Origin of the sequence: Streptomyces sp. SM10 (genome assembly GCF_002910915.1) — a bacterium.
Taxonomy (GTDB): domain Bacteria; phylum Actinomycetota; class Actinomycetes; order Streptomycetales; family Streptomycetaceae; genus Streptomyces.
Window position 1 is genome coordinate 192,866 of the sequence record NZ_NEUF01000160.1, and the last position, 18,307, is coordinate 211,172.

Here is an 18,307-nt window from a genome sequence, read left to right on the forward strand (position 1 = left end):
CGTCCCCGCCCTGACGTCGTCGTCATGCTGACCGACGGCCAGACCCCGTGGCCGTCCCGCCGGCCGCCGTGCCGGACGGTGGTGGGGCTGTTCGGCCGGCAACACGGGGGCTCCTCGTACGACGAGTCCGATCCCGAGTACCGCCCCGGTGGACCCCCCGCGTGGGCTCGGGTGGTGACCATCGGCTAGCCCCCGGCCGCGGGCCATGTCCCCATGTTCGGTTCCGGGGCGGGGGCAAGCCCTCAGCGTCCGTATGAGGGGAACCCCCGGCGCCGCCCTGGGGACAGACATCACCGCACGGGGGTGGCTGGGGACTTCACCGAGGAGTGGGCCACCGGCTCCCCTGCCCGCAGGCAGGCCGCCCTGCGGAAGCTCGACGCGTACGCCGACCTGCCGGCCGGGGCTCCCGAGCAGATCCGCTCCGGTGTCCGGGATCCGGCCTTCCTCGCGCAGACGAAGCCGCGGCTGGACTCCCCCGACGTGTGGGGCGCCCTTCTCGGTCCCGGCGAGCGAGATCGGCCGGGACGGCAAGCCGCCACCTACCCCGGTATGCCGATCGCGACGCCGGCCGCGCGTCGTCCCTGCTGCTGGACGACGGGCCGCCTTCGGGTTCGAACGTGGCCTGACACCGTCACGAGACCGCTCGGCCCGGGCGGGACGTCCGAGACGCGGCGGTGACGACACGGCGTGCCGCGGACAGCGGTCGTCGTCACGGCCATGCCCGGACTTGGCGGACGGCCTGTCCCCCTCGTCTCATCCGAGGTCGGCCAGCAGGTCGTTCAGCACCGCTTCCTCCTCCACCCGCACACCCGCCGTCTCCAGCGCGTCCGGCAGGCCGGGATCCCACGGGGCCTCGGCCCGGACCCCGGTGAGGGGCGGGCCGGCGGGCAGCGCGTGCACCGCGGCACGGTAGTCGGCCGCTGTGTAGCGCCACGGGGTCCAGGGGACCCGCCGCAGCAGGGCGGCGGCAATGCGCAGGCCTCCCCAGTCGAAGTCGCCGTGGTAGCGGAAGCTGCTGCCGTGCGTGTGGAGATGGCGAAGGAGGACGAGGGCGGCGGCGGACGGCTGCCCCTGGAGGCAGATCAGGGGTGCGCCCTGCGTGCCGTACGCGTCGGCGGCCGCGGCGAGCACGGCGGGGTTCTCGCAGACCCGGACCGTCGGCGGCGCCGAGCGGGGCGGGCATCGGGTCAGCTGCCGCAGAGTCAGTACGGCGGGCTCGCCCGCGTCGGCCATCCAGTCCAGGGCAGGAGTGCCCCGCAGGTTCAGGGCGAGCACGGTCGAGGACAGCTCGTCACGCAGCAGGCCCACCGATGCCCACGCCTCGCGGCGCCCCTGCGCGCCGCCCGCGTCGGGGACCCCGGTCAGCGCCCGGACGCCTGAGAGGGCGAGGGTGCAGAGCGGGGTCCCGTCGTCCAGCGCGTGCGCGCTGCCGAGGAGTCGGGAGGAGAACGCGGGGAGGGACGCGGGCGGCTCGACCGGCAGGGCCCGGATGACGGTGGCGGTCCGGCCCAGCAGGTCGGCCGCCGCGGTGGGGGTTCCGGTGAGGCGCCGTACCAGCCCGTCGTTCCGGAGCCGCTCCGTCCAGCCCCGGAGAGCGGGGATCTCGTCCGCCAGGGCGTCGGCCGGACCGTACGCCGTCGCCCAGGCCCGCTGTTCCTCGGCCCGTGCCTGGCCGAGGAGCGTGACCGGCCCGGTGAGCGCGATCACGGCCGCTGCCAGTCCCGCCGGGCTGATCCCGGAGCGGCGCAGCAGGTCGTCCACCACGTCGAGGCGCACGGACAGGGATCGCCCCCCGCCCGGTGCGCGACCCAACAACCTTTCGGACGCGTCCCGTTGGTCCGCGGTGGGCGCGCTCAGTGAAACCGGGCCGGTGAGCGGCTGCCCGCGCTCCAGCCGTCGGCGCGCACGGTCGACCAGCCAGCCAAGTCCGGGGGCGCCGAGGAGTCGGCGCAGCCGTACGTCATCGACCGTCACCGGCGTCGCGGGGGTCAGCTCCACAGCGGCTCCGATGCACCGGCCGTCTCGGCCCGGGGTGCGGGAACCGCGTGCTCGGGTCTCACCGGTTCCGGACCGCGCCGCCGTCGCGTGCCGTCCCACTCCCACCGGGTGACGAGCACCGCCGCGACCTCGTCGATCCGCGACAGCTGGGCGATGGCGATGCCGGGAACCTGCGGGTAGCAGGCCCACTCGCGCTCACTCGTCATCACGACGTCGAGGTCGAAAGCATGCAGCAGGCCCAGACACTTGGCGCGCGAGTCGTCGTCCACCCCGGCGAACGCCTCGTCGAGGGTGACCAGACGCGGTGCGTACGGGCTGCCCGCGCTCGCGTAGTGCGAGGACGCGGCGGCGAACAGCGGCACCGACACGGCCAGCACCCGCTCGCCGCCGGAAGCGGGTCCCGTGGCCGGGACCCAACGGCCCTGCTGGTGCCGCTCGACCCCGAACTCGTGCCAGGTCCGGTAGTCGAGTGCGGCGGTGAGGTGGTCCAGCCAGCTGCCCGAGGCGTCGTCGGTGTGCTGGCGGGCGATCTGCTCCTGAAGGAACTCGCCGACGGCCGCACGGTCCTCGGCGGTCCAGACGTCGGCCGACCGGCGCAGCCGCTCCCTGGCCGGTGCGAGCCCGGCCGGAGCCTTGCGGGATGACCGCCATACCAGCCTCAGCCGCATGCCGGTGGAGGTCGGCCGCTCCTCCAGCTCGGCGTTCATGTCCCGTACCTGCCGCTCGGCCGCGCCGATCAGCTCCTGGAGGGTCCCCGCGACCTCCGTGACCAGATGGGTCTCCAGGATCTCCCGCTCGCGAGCGGACAGGATGCGGGCCAGTTCGCCGACCTCGACAGCCAGTGCCGCGGCCAGGTCCGGTACGGCTCGTTCGCGGCCCTGGTAGGTGATGTCGACGACCATGCCGTCCTCCACCATGCGGGCGGAGGCTCGGTGACCGTGCCGGGACAGGGTGTCCTGGAGCGCCTTGAACTCCTCGCTGAGCCGGCGTTGCACCCGTTCCCAGGCGCTGTCGGAGTCGTCGGTGGCGGACAGTCCCGCGTCGATCGCGCGGGCCAGCACGATCGCGGGGGTGGCCGCCCAGGCGCCGGCGTCCACAGCGGGCACCTCGATGTCGGGCACCGCCACGGCCACCAGTCCGGTACCGGTGAACCGCTGAAGTGCGGCAATGGCCTCCGTACGCGCCTCGGCCGCCTCTCTGAGTCCTTCGTGCAGCTGCTCGATACGGCCTTCGGCCTTGCCCGCCGCCCGGTCGGCTTCGGCATGACGCCGGTGAGCCACCCGCTGCTCGCCCTCGCAACGGCGGATCGACTCCGCCGTCTGAGCCAGCAGGCGCTGGAGTTCGTCGACGGCGGCACCGACCGTGGAGCGCAAGGTGCTGAAGCGTTCGTCGGCCGCTGCCGCCTCGCTGTCGGCCTCCTTCGCGCGCTCCGCGAACTCCGCGGCCCGCTCGGCGGCCTGCCCGGTCTCGGTGCGCTCGTCCGCGACCTGAGCGCCGGCCTCGCCGCGTTCACGCAGGGCGGGCCAGAGGGCGGCCAGTACCGCGGCGAGGGAGCCGAGTGCGTCACGCACCGCCGTCAGTCCTTCCTCGTCGGCCGGCATGTTCAGGTCCTCCGCGGTCCGGGTGAGATCCCCCGCCGCCGACTCGCTCCGCTCAGCCGCCTCCAGGAGCGCGGCGGCCCGCTCCTCGCGCCGTTCACCGGCCCGGCGCAGCGAATCCGCGGCGGCCGCCACTCGCGCGTGTGCGCGGGTGAGGGCGGTCTCGTCCGGTACGTCCGCCACCTCCGTGTCCAGCACTCCGCGGCGGGCGGCCACGGTGCCCGCCAGATCCACGAGTGCCTCCAGTTCGCCCTGGAGGACGTCGAGTGCGCGATGGATGACGTCGATCCGGGTCCGCCGGGCAGCCTCCCGCGCACCTTCACCGATGTACTCGGCGCCCGCTTTGGCCCACCGGCCGGTCAGCGCGCCGACCCGGAAGCGCCCGTCCACCGCGGCCCAGGTTCCGGCCTCACCATCCGCCTCGGTGGCCACCGCACCGGCTTCCCGCCCGGCGCCGATCGCGGCGAGCAGCCGAGCCACCGTGTCTTCGCCCACCGCCGCGGCCCCGGCGTCCCCGTGGTCCACGGCCGGGCGCAGCAGGTGCGCGAGCGACATCCCTCGTACCGGATCCTCGGCCGGGGCGAGCAGGACCTCGTGGCTGTCGGCGGCGAGAACCGCGCCGTCGGGGAGCACCCAGGCGTCCAGCATCCCGGATGCCTCCAGGGCGGCTTCGAGACCGGCTCGTTCCTCTTCACCGAGACCGTCCTCGAAGTCCACCAGCCGCCACAGGGGGGCGCCCGTCAGACGCTCGCGCAGACCGGGGGCGCGGGTGCGCGGCGGCTGCGGCGGACGCCGCCCGCCGGCCTCCAGCGCGGTCAGTTCCTGCCGCAGCTCTTCGGCCTGCCGGGTGAGTTCGGCCCGGCGGCGGTCGGCGGCGGCAACCTGCTCGGCCAGCCGCGCGGATGCGGCACTGTGGGCGCGAGCGGCCTCGGCCCGTGCCGGGTACGGGCCGTGGAGACGGCCCACCCATTCCTGGAGTTCGTCCAACAGGCCCGGCTCGTCCGGGTAGGCCAGTTCGGTCCAGCCGCGGGCACGGGTGCGGACTTCGTCCAGCAGCGCCCGTCCGGCGTGCGCGGCGTCCTCCTCGGCCAGGCTCAGCTCCGACACGGCCGCGGACCGGTCGGCATCGGCCTCGTCGAGTCGCACGGCCCGTGTACGGCGTTCCTCCGCAGAGCGGGCGGCAGTCCGGGCGAGGTCCGTCACATGGGTGAGCGCACGCCTGCCCCGCTCCACCGACTCCTCGACGGCACCGCGTAGTTCACTCGGGGCGAGTCCGTCGTCCGGCAGTTCGCTCCCCGGTACGTCACTCCCCGGCAGGACGACCCGGGCGGCTGCCGCGGCCACGGCAGCCTGCCGGTAGGTGTCCTGGGCGCGCCCGTCAGCCGCCCGCAGCCTGTTCTCAGCGGCACCGAGCCGCTCCAGGCCCTTGTGATGCAGACGCGCCGCCTGGTCCCGGTCACTCGCCGCGCGCTCTGCCGCCCGCACCGTGCGCTCCACCTCGTGGTGTGCCTGCTCAAGGTTTCTGGCGCTGCGCATCTCGGGGCTTTCCCGCAGTGCCGCGTCCTGGGCACGGAGCCGGTTCTGCTGCTCCTCCAGCATCGCGCCGAGTTCGGCTGCCGCCTCTCGTTCCTCCTCGGCCCCGGCCTGCTGCGCCTGTGCCTCGGCGAGGTCCCGCTGGCGTTGCTCGTAGCGGGAGTGCTCGGAACGTGGCAGCCGGGCGCGGCGGCGGGTCGCGATACGCGCATAGCGCCGGTAGTGCTCCAGGAAGCCGGCCGCGGCGCGCTCCGCGGCGGAGGCGGCCGCCAGTTCGGTCTTCTCCTCGTCGAGTGAGCGGAACGCCTCGGCCACGTCTGCGATCACGGCCTGGTCCACCGGCGGCAGGGCCTCGGTGAGTGCGCGGGAGAGGGCTGCCTCGTTGGGGCGCTTGGACAGCTGCGGCTGGCGCAACTGGACGAGCAGGTCGACCAGGGCTCCGTACCGTTGCTCGCCGAGCCCGAAGAGGGCCTCGTCCACGGCTCTTCGATAGGCCTTGGCCTGGTCGTACACCATGCCGTGACCAGCGACGGCTTCGACCAGACGGTCCCTGGAGAGGGCCGTGCCGGTGGCGTCGACCAGGCTGAGGAAGCCCTCTGCGGGCGTACCGGGTCCGTGCTGGACGCGCCGGCCGGTGACGGCGTACCAGTGCCGGGCGATCCCGCGTCCGCTCACCGCCTTCAGTCCGCACAGGAGTGTGCGGAAGTGGCTCTCCCCGGTGCTCGCGTCGCGTCTGCCGAACTCGATCCACGTGTAGCCGAGGCGCTCGGTGTGCGGGTGCTCACCGCCGAGGAGCAGGTTCCACTCCATCCGCTTGCCGGGGTCACCGTCCGGCTCCACCCGTCTGGGGCTCAGGTCGCCGTCGAGCAGGAAGGGCAGCGTGAGCGCGAGCACCTTGGACTTGCCGGTGCCGTTGTTGCCACGCAACAGCAGCCGTCCGTCACGGAAGTGGAATTCCTCCACGTCGTAGTGGAAGAGGTCGACGAGCCCGATCCGCAGGGGCTGCCAGCGGACCCGGAGGGGCTCGGGTAGCGGGTTGGTCACGCCTGAGCGGCCTTTCGCTGAGCCGGCCTGCGCGTGCTGCCGGGTGTGCCTGGTTCGAGTACGACGGGTTCGCCGACCGCGTAGCGGGCCAGCGCGGGGCGGGGCTCGGCCCCGTCTGCGGTCCGGGCGACCAGGCCGAGGGCGGCGAGCCGGGCGACGGCCTGCTCGACGAGTTCGGCCTCCGTGCCCGGTTCCCGCGCGGTCTTGGACCAGAACGTGCCGTGCACGAAGGCCAGTTCCCGTACGTGCTCGGTGAGCTGATGGGTGGTGACGGGCCGGCCCGCCCTCGCCAGGTACTCGGCGAGCAGCAGGGTGATGTGGCCGTGAGTGCCCTGCTCGGGCATCCGTACGTCGGTGAGGTCGTCCTCGGGGTCGACCATGGCGATGCCCTCGGCCCGGATCTCGGGCACCAGACCGGTCAGCTCGGCGACGCGGGCCGTGAGGAACCCCCGCTGCCTGGTGAGATAGCTGAGTTCGGCGTCGCTCAGCTCGTCGTAGTAGAGCACCGGGTCGTCCAGAAGTCTGCGGGTGAGTGAGTGCCGCATCGCCCGGAAGCGGAGCTCCTCGCTGTCGAGGGCGGTTTCGGCGACGAGTTGCGCCATCCGGTGGGCGGTGGCCTCGGCCTGCACGGTGGAGGGCCCTCGACGTGTCGCGAGGAGCCCCGCCAGTACCCGGCGTTCGACGTCGTAGAGCACGTCGCCCGCCCCGTTCACGTACGCGTCCTCGTCTCCGGCGACCCGGCGGAGCACGCCGAGACCGAGCAGGAGCCGCACGACGGCCGCGAGGTCGAGGCGCTCGTCCCGGCGGTCGAGGGTGAACTGGATGCCCGACGCGACCAGCCCGGGATCGGTGGCATCGAGGACGACCTGGTCGGCGAGACGGCCGAGTGCGATCTGGGACTCGCCGCGCTCCAGGGCTGCCAGGGCCAGACAGAGCAGGACGTAGCGGCGACGGGTGAAGGGCGCGGCGGCGCGGGTCGCCTCGCGTGCGGGGCGTGTGGAGTCGTGGAGTACGCCGGGGATCTTGCGCAGCCGGGCGGTCCCGGCGTCCACGTGGAGCGGCCAGCCGGTGTTGCGGTCGAACCACTCGCGGAGCTCGGAGGCATGCCGTCGCACGAGCCGGAACTCATCCGCGTGCTTGCCGTGGGAGAGGAGGAGCGGCTGTTTCAGCAGCGCGCGGGCCGCCTTGCTGAGCTCGGCTGCGTGCTGCCCGTCGAGTACCTCGGCCAGTGACGCGGTCATCGTCCGCTTCCTCCGTACACCGGTCCGTCACCGTCGGTCAGGTCGACGATCTCGATGAGGTGGTCGGGCCCGTGGAACGTCCCCGACGGTGTACGGATCTGCGCCGCCGGGCCCTCGGCCAGAGCGCTGAGCCTGATCTCCATCGAGCCGTCGTTACTGGTGGCCACGGTGTGCCGCATACCGGGCCGCCAGGTGGCCAGCGCGTCACCGAGCAGTTGGAGGAACAACCCGAAGGACACCGGGTCGAGCTCGCCGAGGTCGGACAGTCTGACCGCTCCGTCGGTGACGAGGCGGTCCCGGGCGGCGGCGGTCTCGGCCACCTGCTTGGCGGCCACTTCGGCGAGGTGGCGGCGCCGCTCCTGGCGGTCCTCGACCCTACGGGGCTTGCCCCGCCGCTCGTAACTTCCGGTACGGCGCAGTTGAGGGCTGATCCGTAGCGGCTCCGCGGCGGCCCAAGGCGTGGCGGCGGGCACCGGTGTGGCAAGGCGGGCGGCCAGAGTGTCCGCGTCGATCGTGAGGTGCCGGGCGGGGTGGAGCCCGAAGGCCGCCCGCCACAGCTCGTGTCGCGAGGCGTCGTCAGGGGCCTCGGCGAACCAGCGCGCGAGTGTACGGAAATCGGCGGAACGGTCCGACCGGCCGGCTCGGCGCTCCCCCAGCACACGGACGACGGCCAGCATCTGCGGAATGGCCCCCAGCGCACGGCCACGCAACAGTCCGGCCTGCGATTCGCGTCCGTTCCGGCTGAGGAACCACGCAGCGAGTCCGTCCCAGCGGCCGGCCCAGTGGGCGTATGCCTCCTGTGCGGCCGGCGCCGCGTCCTCGGGCGTGGCGTCAGCCGCCTCCCGCCCGGCGGCGGTCTTGATCAGGACCTCGATCCTGCCTGAGTCCTCCAGCTGCAGGATGAGCTGGGCGATGCGTCCGCCCAAGGTGATCAGGTCCTGGATGAAGCGCTCCAGATACTGGATGAGGCGATCCTTGTACGCGAGGAAGACTGCTTCCTCCACCTCGTGCAGATCAATGGTCCGCTGCAACGAACTCATGAACGCGCGCGCGTTGTCGGCGAGAGCGGCGAACCGGCTCGCGAGCGCGTCGAACGCGAGGTACGTCTTGCCGGGATCCGGCTGCTCGTCGGCCGTGAGCACGAGAAGGGCTCGTAGCTGCGTGACGATGTCGTGCAGAGCGATGGCCTGAAGGGCACCCCGTCGCCCGAGCGCCTCGTCATAGCCGGCTAGGGCTTCCTCGGCCGCCTCCCCGGCCCGGGTCAACTGGTAGATGAAGCGTTTTCGATAGAAGTCCTCGACAGCGCTGACCCGCCCGGTGTCGGGGTCGGCCCGCAGATTCCCCCATTCGACCAGTTTGTCCAGGGCTTTGACGACCCCGTCGAGTTCGCCGGGCCGCGCCTCCCCGGGCAGTGCGGCATACACGTCCTCGGGCCGCAGATGCACGGCAAAGCGTTCCTTGGCCAGGACGAACACCCCCATCACCTCACGGTAGAGGGCAGTGTTCTGCACGGTGAGGTGGGCGAAGGGGCTGAACCCGTCCGGCCCAGGGCCCGGATCGGTGGTACTGGTCATCACCGTCCATTGTGCCGTGGCGGCAGCGCTCCCGGTCAGGGGCGAAGGCACTTGGCTGGTTTACGCCGGTATGCGGGGCTCCTGGCCGCCACCCTGGGACCGCGTGGCCTGGGGTCGGCGGCTCCCGGCCACCAGCGTCGTCGGTGACTTCGTGGGTCAGCGCCGCACCCAGCCCCGTTCGAAGGCGTACCAGCCGAGCTGCATCCGGGTGGAGATCTCCGCGATCTCCATCAGCCGCTGCACCCGGCGCTGGACCGTGCGCAGACCCAGCCCCAGCCGGGCGGCCACCGCGCGGTCGGTGAGGCCGGTGAGCATCAGGGACAGCAGGAGGAGGTCGGTCTCGTCCGGGCCCTCGGTCTGCGGCTCCGCCTCCACTTCTCCGGATGCCGAGAGCAACAGCGGGCGGGCCGAGTTCCAGACAGCGTCGAAGAGTGTGAGCAGCGCATCCACGACGCCCGCCGCGTGCACCACCACGGACGTCGGCTCCGCGCCCACCGCGCCGTCCCGGGGCAGCAGGGGCATCAGGGCCGTGGAGCGGTCGGCCACCACCAGCTTGCACGGCACCCGCTCGACGACCCTCACCAACTGGGTCCGCCCCAGCGCCAGGGAGAGCTCGGCCGCCGTCGAGGGCCGTTCGAGAGCAGCCTGTTCCAGGACGACCTGGTACCGGACGCCTCGGCCGGTGGCATGCTCCTCAGCCTCGTGCTCGTCCTCGCGCACCACCGCGGGATCGGCCGTGACGAGGGCGTGGAGTTCGTGCTGCGCACCGTACTGCATCTGTTCGAAGCGGTGCCGGATGGCGTCGGCCCCGGTCACCACCTCCAGCAGCCCCGCCCGTTCCTGTCCGGCCATGCCCCGGCGGTACTCCTCGCCGAGCGCGGCCACGGCGGACTCCGCCTGTTCCAGGGCGTGGCGTCCCGCAGCGAGGGCGGGCCCGAAGGCCAGCTGCGGCGGCGCCACCACATAGGCACCGGACCGGCCTGCATCGCGTGACACCATGCTGCCGTTCTCCAGAGCGGCGAGCAGTCTGCCGGCCTCGGTCACGTCCAGGCCCAGGTTCCTGGCCACCTCGAGGGCCGTGGCGCTGCCCAGCCGTACCAGCAGCCGGTACACCCGCTCCTCGTCCTGCGGCAGACCGATGGATCGCAGCATGGCCCTCTCGCCTCCTCCTGGTTCCGCTTCCGCGAACTCCGCGACCTTGCGGCCCTGCGGGCCAGTGTGGCGCAGAGCCGCCGGCCTGCCACGCGCGACCCCGCCGGGAGCGTCCACAAGCGGGGCGTTCCGTTCCGGTGTTCCTGGGCCGGGAAGGGGACCGGCGTACGCGGCCTGCCGGCTTCCGGCGCTCCAGAAGCACCGCGCGCTGCGGCGGTCCGCACCGGGGGCGCCTCGTCGGCCCTCGCCATCGGGCTCTCCCACGCGAAACGCCCTGGCGCAGGGACCCGGTGCACCGGGTCCCTGCGCCAGGGCGGAAGGGAGGGAACGCTAAGCTCAGCGCACCTCGTAGGCGCGGACCGCCGTCTGGCTCACCCGCGCCCCGTGGCTGTCCGTGAGGGTGACCCGCAGGTGCACGAAGCTGCCCGCGGGTGCGTCCGCCGGGAGCGTCGCCTGCCAGGTTCCGTGCGCGCGCACCGGTCGCACCGTGTGCCAGTCGGAGACCGCCTCGGCGGTGCTCTGATCGCCGTACGCGTACTCCAGCGTCGCGCCGTCCAGTCCGACAGGGGCGTCGGAGCCGTCGACGACGGCGTCGATCCCGATCGTGGTCGCCTCGCCGGCGGGCCGCGTGTTGCGCAGGTCGCTGGGCACGTCGATGACCGGGACGAGCAGGCGCTGGGCGCCCTGGTCGGCGGCGCCCGAGGAGAACGTCCACTCCGTGCCGTAGGCCAGCCCCGTGCGGTCGATCGCCGACACGGGACGCCGCCAGGTCTGACGGAACGTGATCTCCGCCTTCTCCTGGGGAAGGGTGAACATGCCCGCGGTCATCCCCTGCGGGACGCCGTTCACCAGGAGCTGGCGGGTGCCCAGATCCCTCTGCGCCAGGGTCGAGTCGTGCCCGCCCGCGTCACCGAACGGTGCGACGACGTACGAGAGGCGGTTGCTGTCACGGGTCATCAGCGGCCGGTCGAAGGTGTTGCGGACCGGGCCGTAGGGCGACTTGTACCAGTCGGCCGTGGCACGGCCCTTCTCCACCGTGTGCGCGCCGTCGTAGGCGGTGCCGCCGTTCGGTCCGAGGTCCCGGCGCATCAGCGTCGTCCAGGTCAGCCCCTCCGGGCCGGCCGGTGTGAAGAACTCGGTGCGGGCCTGAGGTACGCGCAGGGGCAGCGTCGTGCCGCCGGCCCAGACCGACGGCATGCCGGGCAGAGCCATCTGCACGTCCGACCAGTAGGTCGCGTCGGCCGTGTTCTGCACGTGGTACCGGGCGTCCCGCACGGCGAGGGCGGAGTCGTGCACCCGCTGCTCGCCCGGGCGGATGGCGCCGTGCGAGGTGTACGCCAGGTTGTAGACGTACGGGCTCTTCGCGGTCGCGATACCGGACCAGCGCACGGTGACCGTGCCCTGGCCGGCCTGCTCCTTGAGCGCCAGCGAGTCGGCCCAGGTGATGGTGGCCTGCGGCACGCCTTCGACGCCGGACAGCTGGAACCGGCCCTCGGTGTCGGGAACCGCCGCCAGCACGCCGACCGCACCGGCCTTCGCCGCGGCGAGCGACCACGCGTACCCGTTGCCTCCGCCGGTGCCCGCGTCGACCAGGGCGATCCTGCCCTTCAGGTCGTGGGCGGCGAAGTTCTCGTCCGTGCCCTTGCCCACGGCCACGACCTCGGCGGAGCCCTTCCCGTCGAACTCGGTGCCCTTCTGCAGCGGCAGGGAGTCCAGGACACGGCCGTCGGGAGCGGTCAGCTCGGCGGGCGGGGCGGTCTGCCGCGCCGACGCGACGAAGGTGAGCCGGTCGTCGCCGGAGACCCGCTGGGCGTACACGCCCTTCGCGTACGACGGTACGGCCGCGACGTAGCCCGCCAGCAGCTTCCTGCTCGTGTCGAGACCGAAGGTGGTGCCGAGGGCGAATCCGGCCGGCCTGCTCGGCCGGTCGGTGTCCCAGGTGACCGGTCGGGCATCGCGCGCGTCGAGCGTGACGACGCTGTCACCGGTGACCTTCACCTCGGCGTCGTACAGCTGCGAGACGGAGGCGACGCTGCCCACGTTGCCCGCCGCGTCACGCGTCATGATCACTCCGCCGAGCGCGTACGTGCCGAGCGGCACCCGGATCGTGGTGCTGCCCGCCTGCGGGTAGCCGATGGTGTACCGCTTCGCGGTGTCCCGGTGGTCGTCGAACAGTTGGAACGTCGACGGGGACTCCGCCGGGTCACCGTGCCGGTCGAGGCCCTCGACCGTCAGGTCGGCGGACGGCTCCTCCATGTGCACGCCGAACGGGACCGTGACACGGACACCATGGGCGCCGAGGCCGACCAGGCGGCCGGTGACCGTCCCGTAGTCGCCGGCGTCCAGACGGGCCGACGGATCGATCCGGACGGGGACGTCGGCGGTTCCGTGCGCGGGCACCGTGACGAGCCGGTCGGCCGGTGCCGCGAAGCGGGACAGCCGGGATCCGTCGTCACCGCGCACGTCCTGCACGGTCAGGGCGAGGGTGACGGGCTTGTCCGTGATGTTGGTCAGGGTGACCGGCTTCTCGACCGGTTCGAGGCCTGCCTGCGGGTACGCGAAGTCCCCCAGCAGTGAGGCGGGTCCGGCGACCACCGGCTGGGTGATCGCCCGCGCGACGTCCATCGGACCTGAGCCCTGGTCCAGGACGGACACGTCGGTGCCCGAGGCGGAGGCGGTCAGCACGCCCTTGAGCTGGGCCGGGGTGAGCTCGGGGTGCTGCTGGAGCAGCAGCGCGGCGCCGCCCGCGACGTGCGGAGTGGCCATCGAGGTCCCGGACATCGACTGGTACGCCTGCTCGCCCCGGCCGCCCGACCGTGCGGCTACGACGTCGACGCCCTGCGAGGCGATGTCGGGCTTCGCGCTCAGACCGTCCGCGGAGGGACCGCGGCTGGAGAAGGACGCCGTGCGGTCCTTCCGGTCGAGGGCACCGACCGTCAGCGCACTCGGGGCGCAGCCGGGTGTGGACACGGTGCCGCGCAGCGAGGTGTTCCCCGCGGCGATGACGAACAGGGCCTTGTCGCCGAGCTTCTGCACCGCGTCGACGTCGGGACCGCTGCAGCTGGCGGCCCCGTCCGCGCCCAGGGACATGGAGACGATCCCGGCGCCCTGGTCGACGGCCCACTCCATGCCGTTGATGATTCCGCTGATGCTGCCTGAGCCGTCGTCGCCCAGCACCTTGCCGATGATCAGGTCGGCCTTGGGTGCCATGCCCGCGTACGCGCCGTGCGAGGCGGCGCCGGTGCCGGCCACGGTCGAGGCGGTGTGTGTGCCGTGGCCGGTACGGTCCTCTCCGTCCTGGCCGGTGACGAACACCTTGCTCGCGGCGATGCGGCCGACGAGGTCGGGGTGGGCCGCGTCGACCCCGGTGTCGAGCACGGCGACCTTCACGCCGGAGCCGTCCAGCCCCTTGCGGTGTGCGGCGGTCGCGCCGGTGAGCGGGACGGTCGGGGTGCCGAGGGTGGGGGCGGCCGTGCCGCGCACCTTGGCGTCCAGCCAGATCTTGCTGATGGAGCCGGTGGCCTTGGCCCGTCCGTCCTTCGGGGCGAGGGTCTTCCACGCGTCGGCGGCGGACGCCTTGGTGACGGCCAGACCGGCGCCTTTGATGGAGTCGAGGTCGGCGGTGGTCCTGGTGCCCGGGGCGGCGCTGCGGGGGGTGCGCCCGCCCTCGTAGGCGACGACGACGGGGACGGTGTCGCTGTGCGCGTCGTCGTAGCCGTCGGACACCAGCCTGCCTATGTCGAACAGCGCGGCGTCGACCGTGCCGGCGTCCACCAGTTGTTCGGTGCCCTGCGGGAACACATAGGTGTGGGTGCCATCCTGCCAGACGGCTGCCGGATGGTCGGTACCGTCCGCGGTGCGGGGGGCCGCCGACTGGACCCGGCCGTCCGCGCCGACACGGGCGTCGACGATGTCACCGGTGATCAGGGTGACGGTGACGGGCCGCCCGGGGTCCACGGTGTCCGCGGTGACGGGGGCCGCACCGTCACCGGAGTTGTCGGCGGTCGCCACCGGGGTGCCGATACCCAGCAGGGCAACGGCCGCGAATCCGGTGGCGGTTCGCCGCCACGATCTGCTGCGTCTCACAGGTGTCCTCCATGGATGACGGGGATGACAGGGGGATGACGGGGGATGGCGCGGGGGGAATCCGATGAGCGACAGCCTCGCCAATTCCTGTGTCGGGCGGTGACATCCAAGCTGGCGAGTGCTGCCATGGCGTGAATCCGCCAGCCCGGCCCCGCGCAGGACGCGCAGGACCCGGCGGAGCAGGGTTCGGCCGTACGGAGCCGGGTGCGGCCGGGGCGGCGCTGCGGCGCACGGGGGCCGGGCACAACGTCGCCGGCTGCCGGCCCGTGGATACGGGCCGGCAGCCGGCGGGGCCTGGTGGTCACTTCAGGCCGAAGGCGCGGATCACCTCCTGCTCGACGGTCAGCCCGTTCGCGGCCTTCGCGGTGGCCTTGAGCGACACGGAACCGCCGGGCTTCTTCGGGAGCTTCACGTCGGCCGACCAGGTGCCTCGCCCCGTACGGTCCAGCGAGGTCTCCTGCCAGGTGGCACCGTCGTCGTACGACACCGACAGCGTCGCGGAGTCCGCGTACGTGGTCGAGTCCAGCCACTGCTGCGTCGCGACGGACAGGGTGAGTTCGACGCGGTGGCCGGACCTGACGTCGCCCGCCAGGTCGGTGTCCACCCCGAAGTGCGGCTGGAGCAGCTTCAGCGGCTCCTTCGGGGCATCGGCGGCCGTCGCCCCCGAGGTGAAGCCCCACTCGGAGTGGCTGCGCACCGTGGTGTGCCAGTCGTCAGCGTCGCGTGCGGAGTCCATCACGAGCCGGTACGGCAGGACTTCGGCGGGTCGGCGCAGCGCACGCACCGTGCGGCTCGCGGACTGCGCGACCAGGGTGTCGCCCTGGTAGAGCGCCGTCTTGCTGATGTCCGTGCTCAGCAGCCCGGTGCGGTCGGCGGCGCCGCCGTCGGAGTACGGGGTGAGGGACAGCACCAGGTTGTTGTTGCTGTCCCGGTAGGGCCCCGCGAAGGCGGTACCGACGGCGGGACGCTGGACCGGGGAGAACCAACCGGCGGTGTAGCTGCGGCCGGCCGTGGGGTTCTGCAGCCCACCGGTGATGCTCTGCAGACCACGCGCGTCCGACATGTTGTGGTCCTCGAGCCAGGAGGCGCCACCCTCCAGATGGTCCACCCATTCGGTGCGGACCATCGGGTAGCTCTCGTCCAGGCTGAGGCCCACGCCTGCGCCACTGGCGGAGACGTCGTAGCGGAAGCCGTATCCGGTGGTGGGACGGTCCGAGTAGAAGCGGTTGACGACCTTCGCCAGGTCGCGGTCCGGGTCGGGCGCGTAGGCCATCGAGCGGTCCGGGATCCGGTCGGGGTGACGCGAGACCAGGTCGTACAGGTAGCTGGGGGCAGCCTCCGCGTCGATCACGAGCTCCTTGCCCCGCGCGTCCTGGGCCAGCAGGTCGGCCACCTGCGACCGGCGCACCGAGACCACCGGGATGCCGGACTGACCGCCCTTCGCGTAGGTCTCGTTGAGCCTGCCCGGGCTGTCGCTGAGGACGATGAGCGCCTTGGCGCCGGCAGCCTCGGCGTTGGCCACCCGGGTGAGCGGCGGCACCGCGTCGCTCCGGTCCACGATCACGGCCTTGCCCTTGACGTCCAGATCCGCGTAGTCGGCGCCGGTTCCCGTGTGGACGTAGGCCGTGTGCAGCTGGAGGTCACCCGTGACGGCCGCACTGCGGTTCTGGGGCAGGGTCTGCAGCCATTCCTTGCCCGAGCGGTAGGTGAACCGGGGCTCCTGAAGGTTCCAGCGGGTGAGGAACTCGAATCCCCCCTCACTCACCTTGTCGGTGGGAGTGGCCCACAGCTCGTCGAACGCGATCGGCAGGATGAACACGCTCCGGATCGGGGTGCCGTCCTCGGCGGTGCGGACCATCTCGTAGCGCGTCTCGCGCATCTCGGTCGGCTTCGGCGTCCTGGCACTGACCAGCCGGGCCTTCGAGGCGTCCAGGGTGACCGTGGTGTCACCGGCCAGCTCGGTCTCCGGATCGACCACGAACGCCCGCGCCTTCGTGTCCTTGCCGGAGCCCGGCACGTCGAGATGCGACCACACGACGTAGTTGCCCGGCGGCATGCGCAGGGTCTTGGTGCCGTTCACGTCGTACGCGCTGCCCGTGGTGGCTCCGAGGGCCATCACCTGGACGAGGCCCGACACGGGCTTCCCGTCCTGGCCCTTCAGGTCGATGGTGAGGTCGTAGAGCTCGCGCTCCTTGGCCAGGGCGAAACCGGTGTGGGCGACGACGGTGCCGGAGGCGTGGTCCTCGGCGACGACCTGTCCGGAGAAGGTCGTGCCCGCGTCCGCCTTCGACGGGTCCAGCGACAGGACCGCCTCGGCGCTGCCTCCGGCCGGGACGGTGACCTGGCCGGCCGAGAGGGTGTACGCATCGGCCGAGGTGTCGGTGGCCAGGTCCAGGGTGACGGGCTCGTCTCCCTGGTTGCGGTAGGTCACGGTGCGCTCGGTGACCGGGTCGTCGGCGCTGTGGGGCCAGGCGTACGAGGCCACCGCGACCGAACCCGTGGCGGTGATCTGCGCGTCGACGGCCGCGGGGACGTCCACACGGCCGGTGCCCACCTCGTACGGGGTGTGGTCCGGCAGCTGCTTGGACGTGCTCATCAGCGCGCCCTTGAGCTGCTGCCCGGTCCAGTCCGGGTGCCGCTGCTTGAGGATCGCTGCCGCTCCGGCGATGTGCGGGGTGGCCATCGAGGTTCCGGACAGTGTGCGGTACATCCCGGTGATGCCGGGGATCGCCTGCGAGGCGGCGGCGGTGATGTCCACGCCGGGAGCGGAGATGTCCGGCTTCAGACCGGAGGTGCCGGTCAGCGGGCCCTGGCTGGAGAACGGCGCCCGCTCGTCCTTGCCGTCCACGGCGGCGACGGTCAGGGCCTTGTCGGCGGAGCCGGGGCTGGCGATGGCCCCGGGGTCGTAGGCGTTGCCCGCCGCGATGACGAACAGCGGTCCGCCGTCGGCCGACAGCGCGTCCACCGCCTGGGCCATCGGATCGGTGCCGTCGTCGGGCGTGGTGTCGCCCAGACTCATGGAGACGACCGAGGCGCCCTGGTCCTTGGCCCACTCCATGGCTTCGATGATCCCGGAGTTCTGCCCGTAGCCGTTGTCGCCGAGCACCTTGCCGACCAGCAGGTCGGCAGCCGGGGCGACGCCCTTGTAGACGCCGCCGGAGGCGGCGCCCGAGCCGGCGACGGTCGAGGCGACATGGGTGCCGTGACCGTTCCCGTCCAGCACTTCCTCACCCGGCACGAAGCTCTTGGAGCCGACGATCCGGTCCTTCACGTCCGGATGGCCGGGATCGATGCCGGAGTCGAGCACCGCGACCTTGACACCCTTGCCGTCGAAGCCCTCGGCCCACGCCTCGGGGGCGCCGATCTGCGGCACCGAGTCCTTCAGCGCGCCCTCGACCCGCCCGTCGAGCCAGATCTTCTTCACTCCGGCGGAGAGTGTGCGGCTCTTGCCGGGGGTGGCGACGACCTCGTTCCAGAACGTCCCGTGCCCGGAGCGCTTCACCTCCAGGGCGGCACCGTGGATGCTGTCCAGGCGGTGCGTCAGGGAGCTGCCCTTGAGGGCGGCGGGGACGGAGCGGGTCGCGGCGCCGTACGTAGCGATCACGGGAAGGCCGTCGGTGCGGGCGTCGTCGTAGCCCATGCCGATCAGGCCGGTGACGTCGAACAGGCGGCGGTCCAGGGTGCCCGCGGCGATCAGCGGGGCGGCCTCGTCGGGGATGACGTAGTAGTCGTCCCCGACCTGCCGCACCTCGACGCCGCCCGCGGAGCCGTCCGCGCGGTCGACGGTGAGGGTGTCGCGGGCGCCCGGCCCGTCCGCGTAGTGGACCACGTCACCGGTGATGAGGGTGACGTCGTAGGAGCGGGTGTCGTTCGCCGGGGCGGGGTCGCCGGAGACGTCGGGCTGGACGGCAGCGGCCTGCAGGGGTATGAGCAGGCCGCCGGCCATGGCAGCCGCGCAGGTGAGGGCGGCCAGCTGGCCGCGCCACCTGCGCGTCGTCCCGGCGTAACCGGAATTTTGGGCTTCGGAGGTCATGCGGAGCATCTTGCGCCCTGGTGGGCGGATGATCGGCCCCTGCACGGT

Annotated in this window: 8 protein-coding genes; 1 reads left to right on the forward strand and 7 read right to left on the reverse strand. The window is 72.8% G+C overall.

What is annotated here, in order from left to right; translation table 11 throughout:
• The first annotated feature begins 303 nt into the window (after positions 1-303).
• Positions 304-678, forward strand: a complete 375-nt coding sequence (locus B9S57_RS26495) for a hypothetical protein (RefSeq protein ID WP_103759728.1) — start codon at positions 304-306, stop codon at positions 676-678.
• A 75-nt stretch (positions 679-753) separates the two neighbouring features.
• On the opposite strand, the gene B9S57_RS26500 is transcribed toward B9S57_RS26495, so the two are convergent.
• From B9S57_RS26500 to B9S57_RS26530, 7 genes are all read right to left on the reverse strand, one after another.
• The gene (locus tag B9S57_RS26500; RefSeq protein ID WP_219818594.1) at positions 754-1,998 is read right to left on the reverse strand and encodes a TIGR02679 family protein; all 1,245 of its coding nucleotides are present in this window, start codon (positions 1,996-1,998) and stop codon (positions 754-756) included.
• Positions 1,989-6,173, reverse strand: coding sequence for a TIGR02680 family protein (locus tag B9S57_RS26505; RefSeq protein WP_103759729.1), 4,185 nt, complete (start codon positions 6,171-6,173; stop codon positions 1,989-1,991). Before B9S57_RS26505 ends, B9S57_RS26500 begins: the two co-directional genes overlap by 10 nt.
• Complete coding sequence (locus B9S57_RS26510; RefSeq protein WP_103759730.1) at positions 6,170-7,414, reverse strand: TIGR02678 family protein; 1,245 nt, start codon at positions 7,412-7,414, stop codon at positions 6,170-6,172. Before B9S57_RS26510 ends, B9S57_RS26505 begins: the two co-directional genes overlap by 4 nt.
• Positions 7,411-8,988 (reverse strand): TIGR02677 family protein, encoded by a 1,578-nt coding sequence (locus tag B9S57_RS26515; RefSeq protein ID WP_103759731.1) that lies wholly within the window; start codon positions 8,986-8,988, stop codon positions 7,411-7,413. Before B9S57_RS26515 ends, B9S57_RS26510 begins: the two co-directional genes overlap by 4 nt.
• A gap of 156 nt (positions 8,989-9,144) precedes the next feature.
• Positions 9,145-10,140, reverse strand: a complete 996-nt coding sequence (locus tag B9S57_RS26520) for a helix-turn-helix domain-containing protein (RefSeq protein WP_103759732.1) — start codon at positions 10,138-10,140, stop codon at positions 9,145-9,147.
• Positions 10,141-10,476: 336 nt separating this feature from the next.
• Positions 10,477-14,226, reverse strand: coding sequence for a S8 family serine peptidase (locus B9S57_RS26525; protein ID WP_103759733.1), 3,750 nt, complete (start codon positions 14,224-14,226; stop codon positions 10,477-10,479).
• A 301-nt stretch (positions 14,227-14,527) separates the two neighbouring features.
• The gene (locus B9S57_RS26530) at positions 14,528-18,259 is read right to left on the reverse strand and encodes a S8 family serine peptidase (protein WP_103759734.1); all 3,732 of its coding nucleotides are present in this window, start codon (positions 18,257-18,259) and stop codon (positions 14,528-14,530) included.
• Between the last annotated feature and the right edge of the window lie 48 nt (positions 18,260-18,307).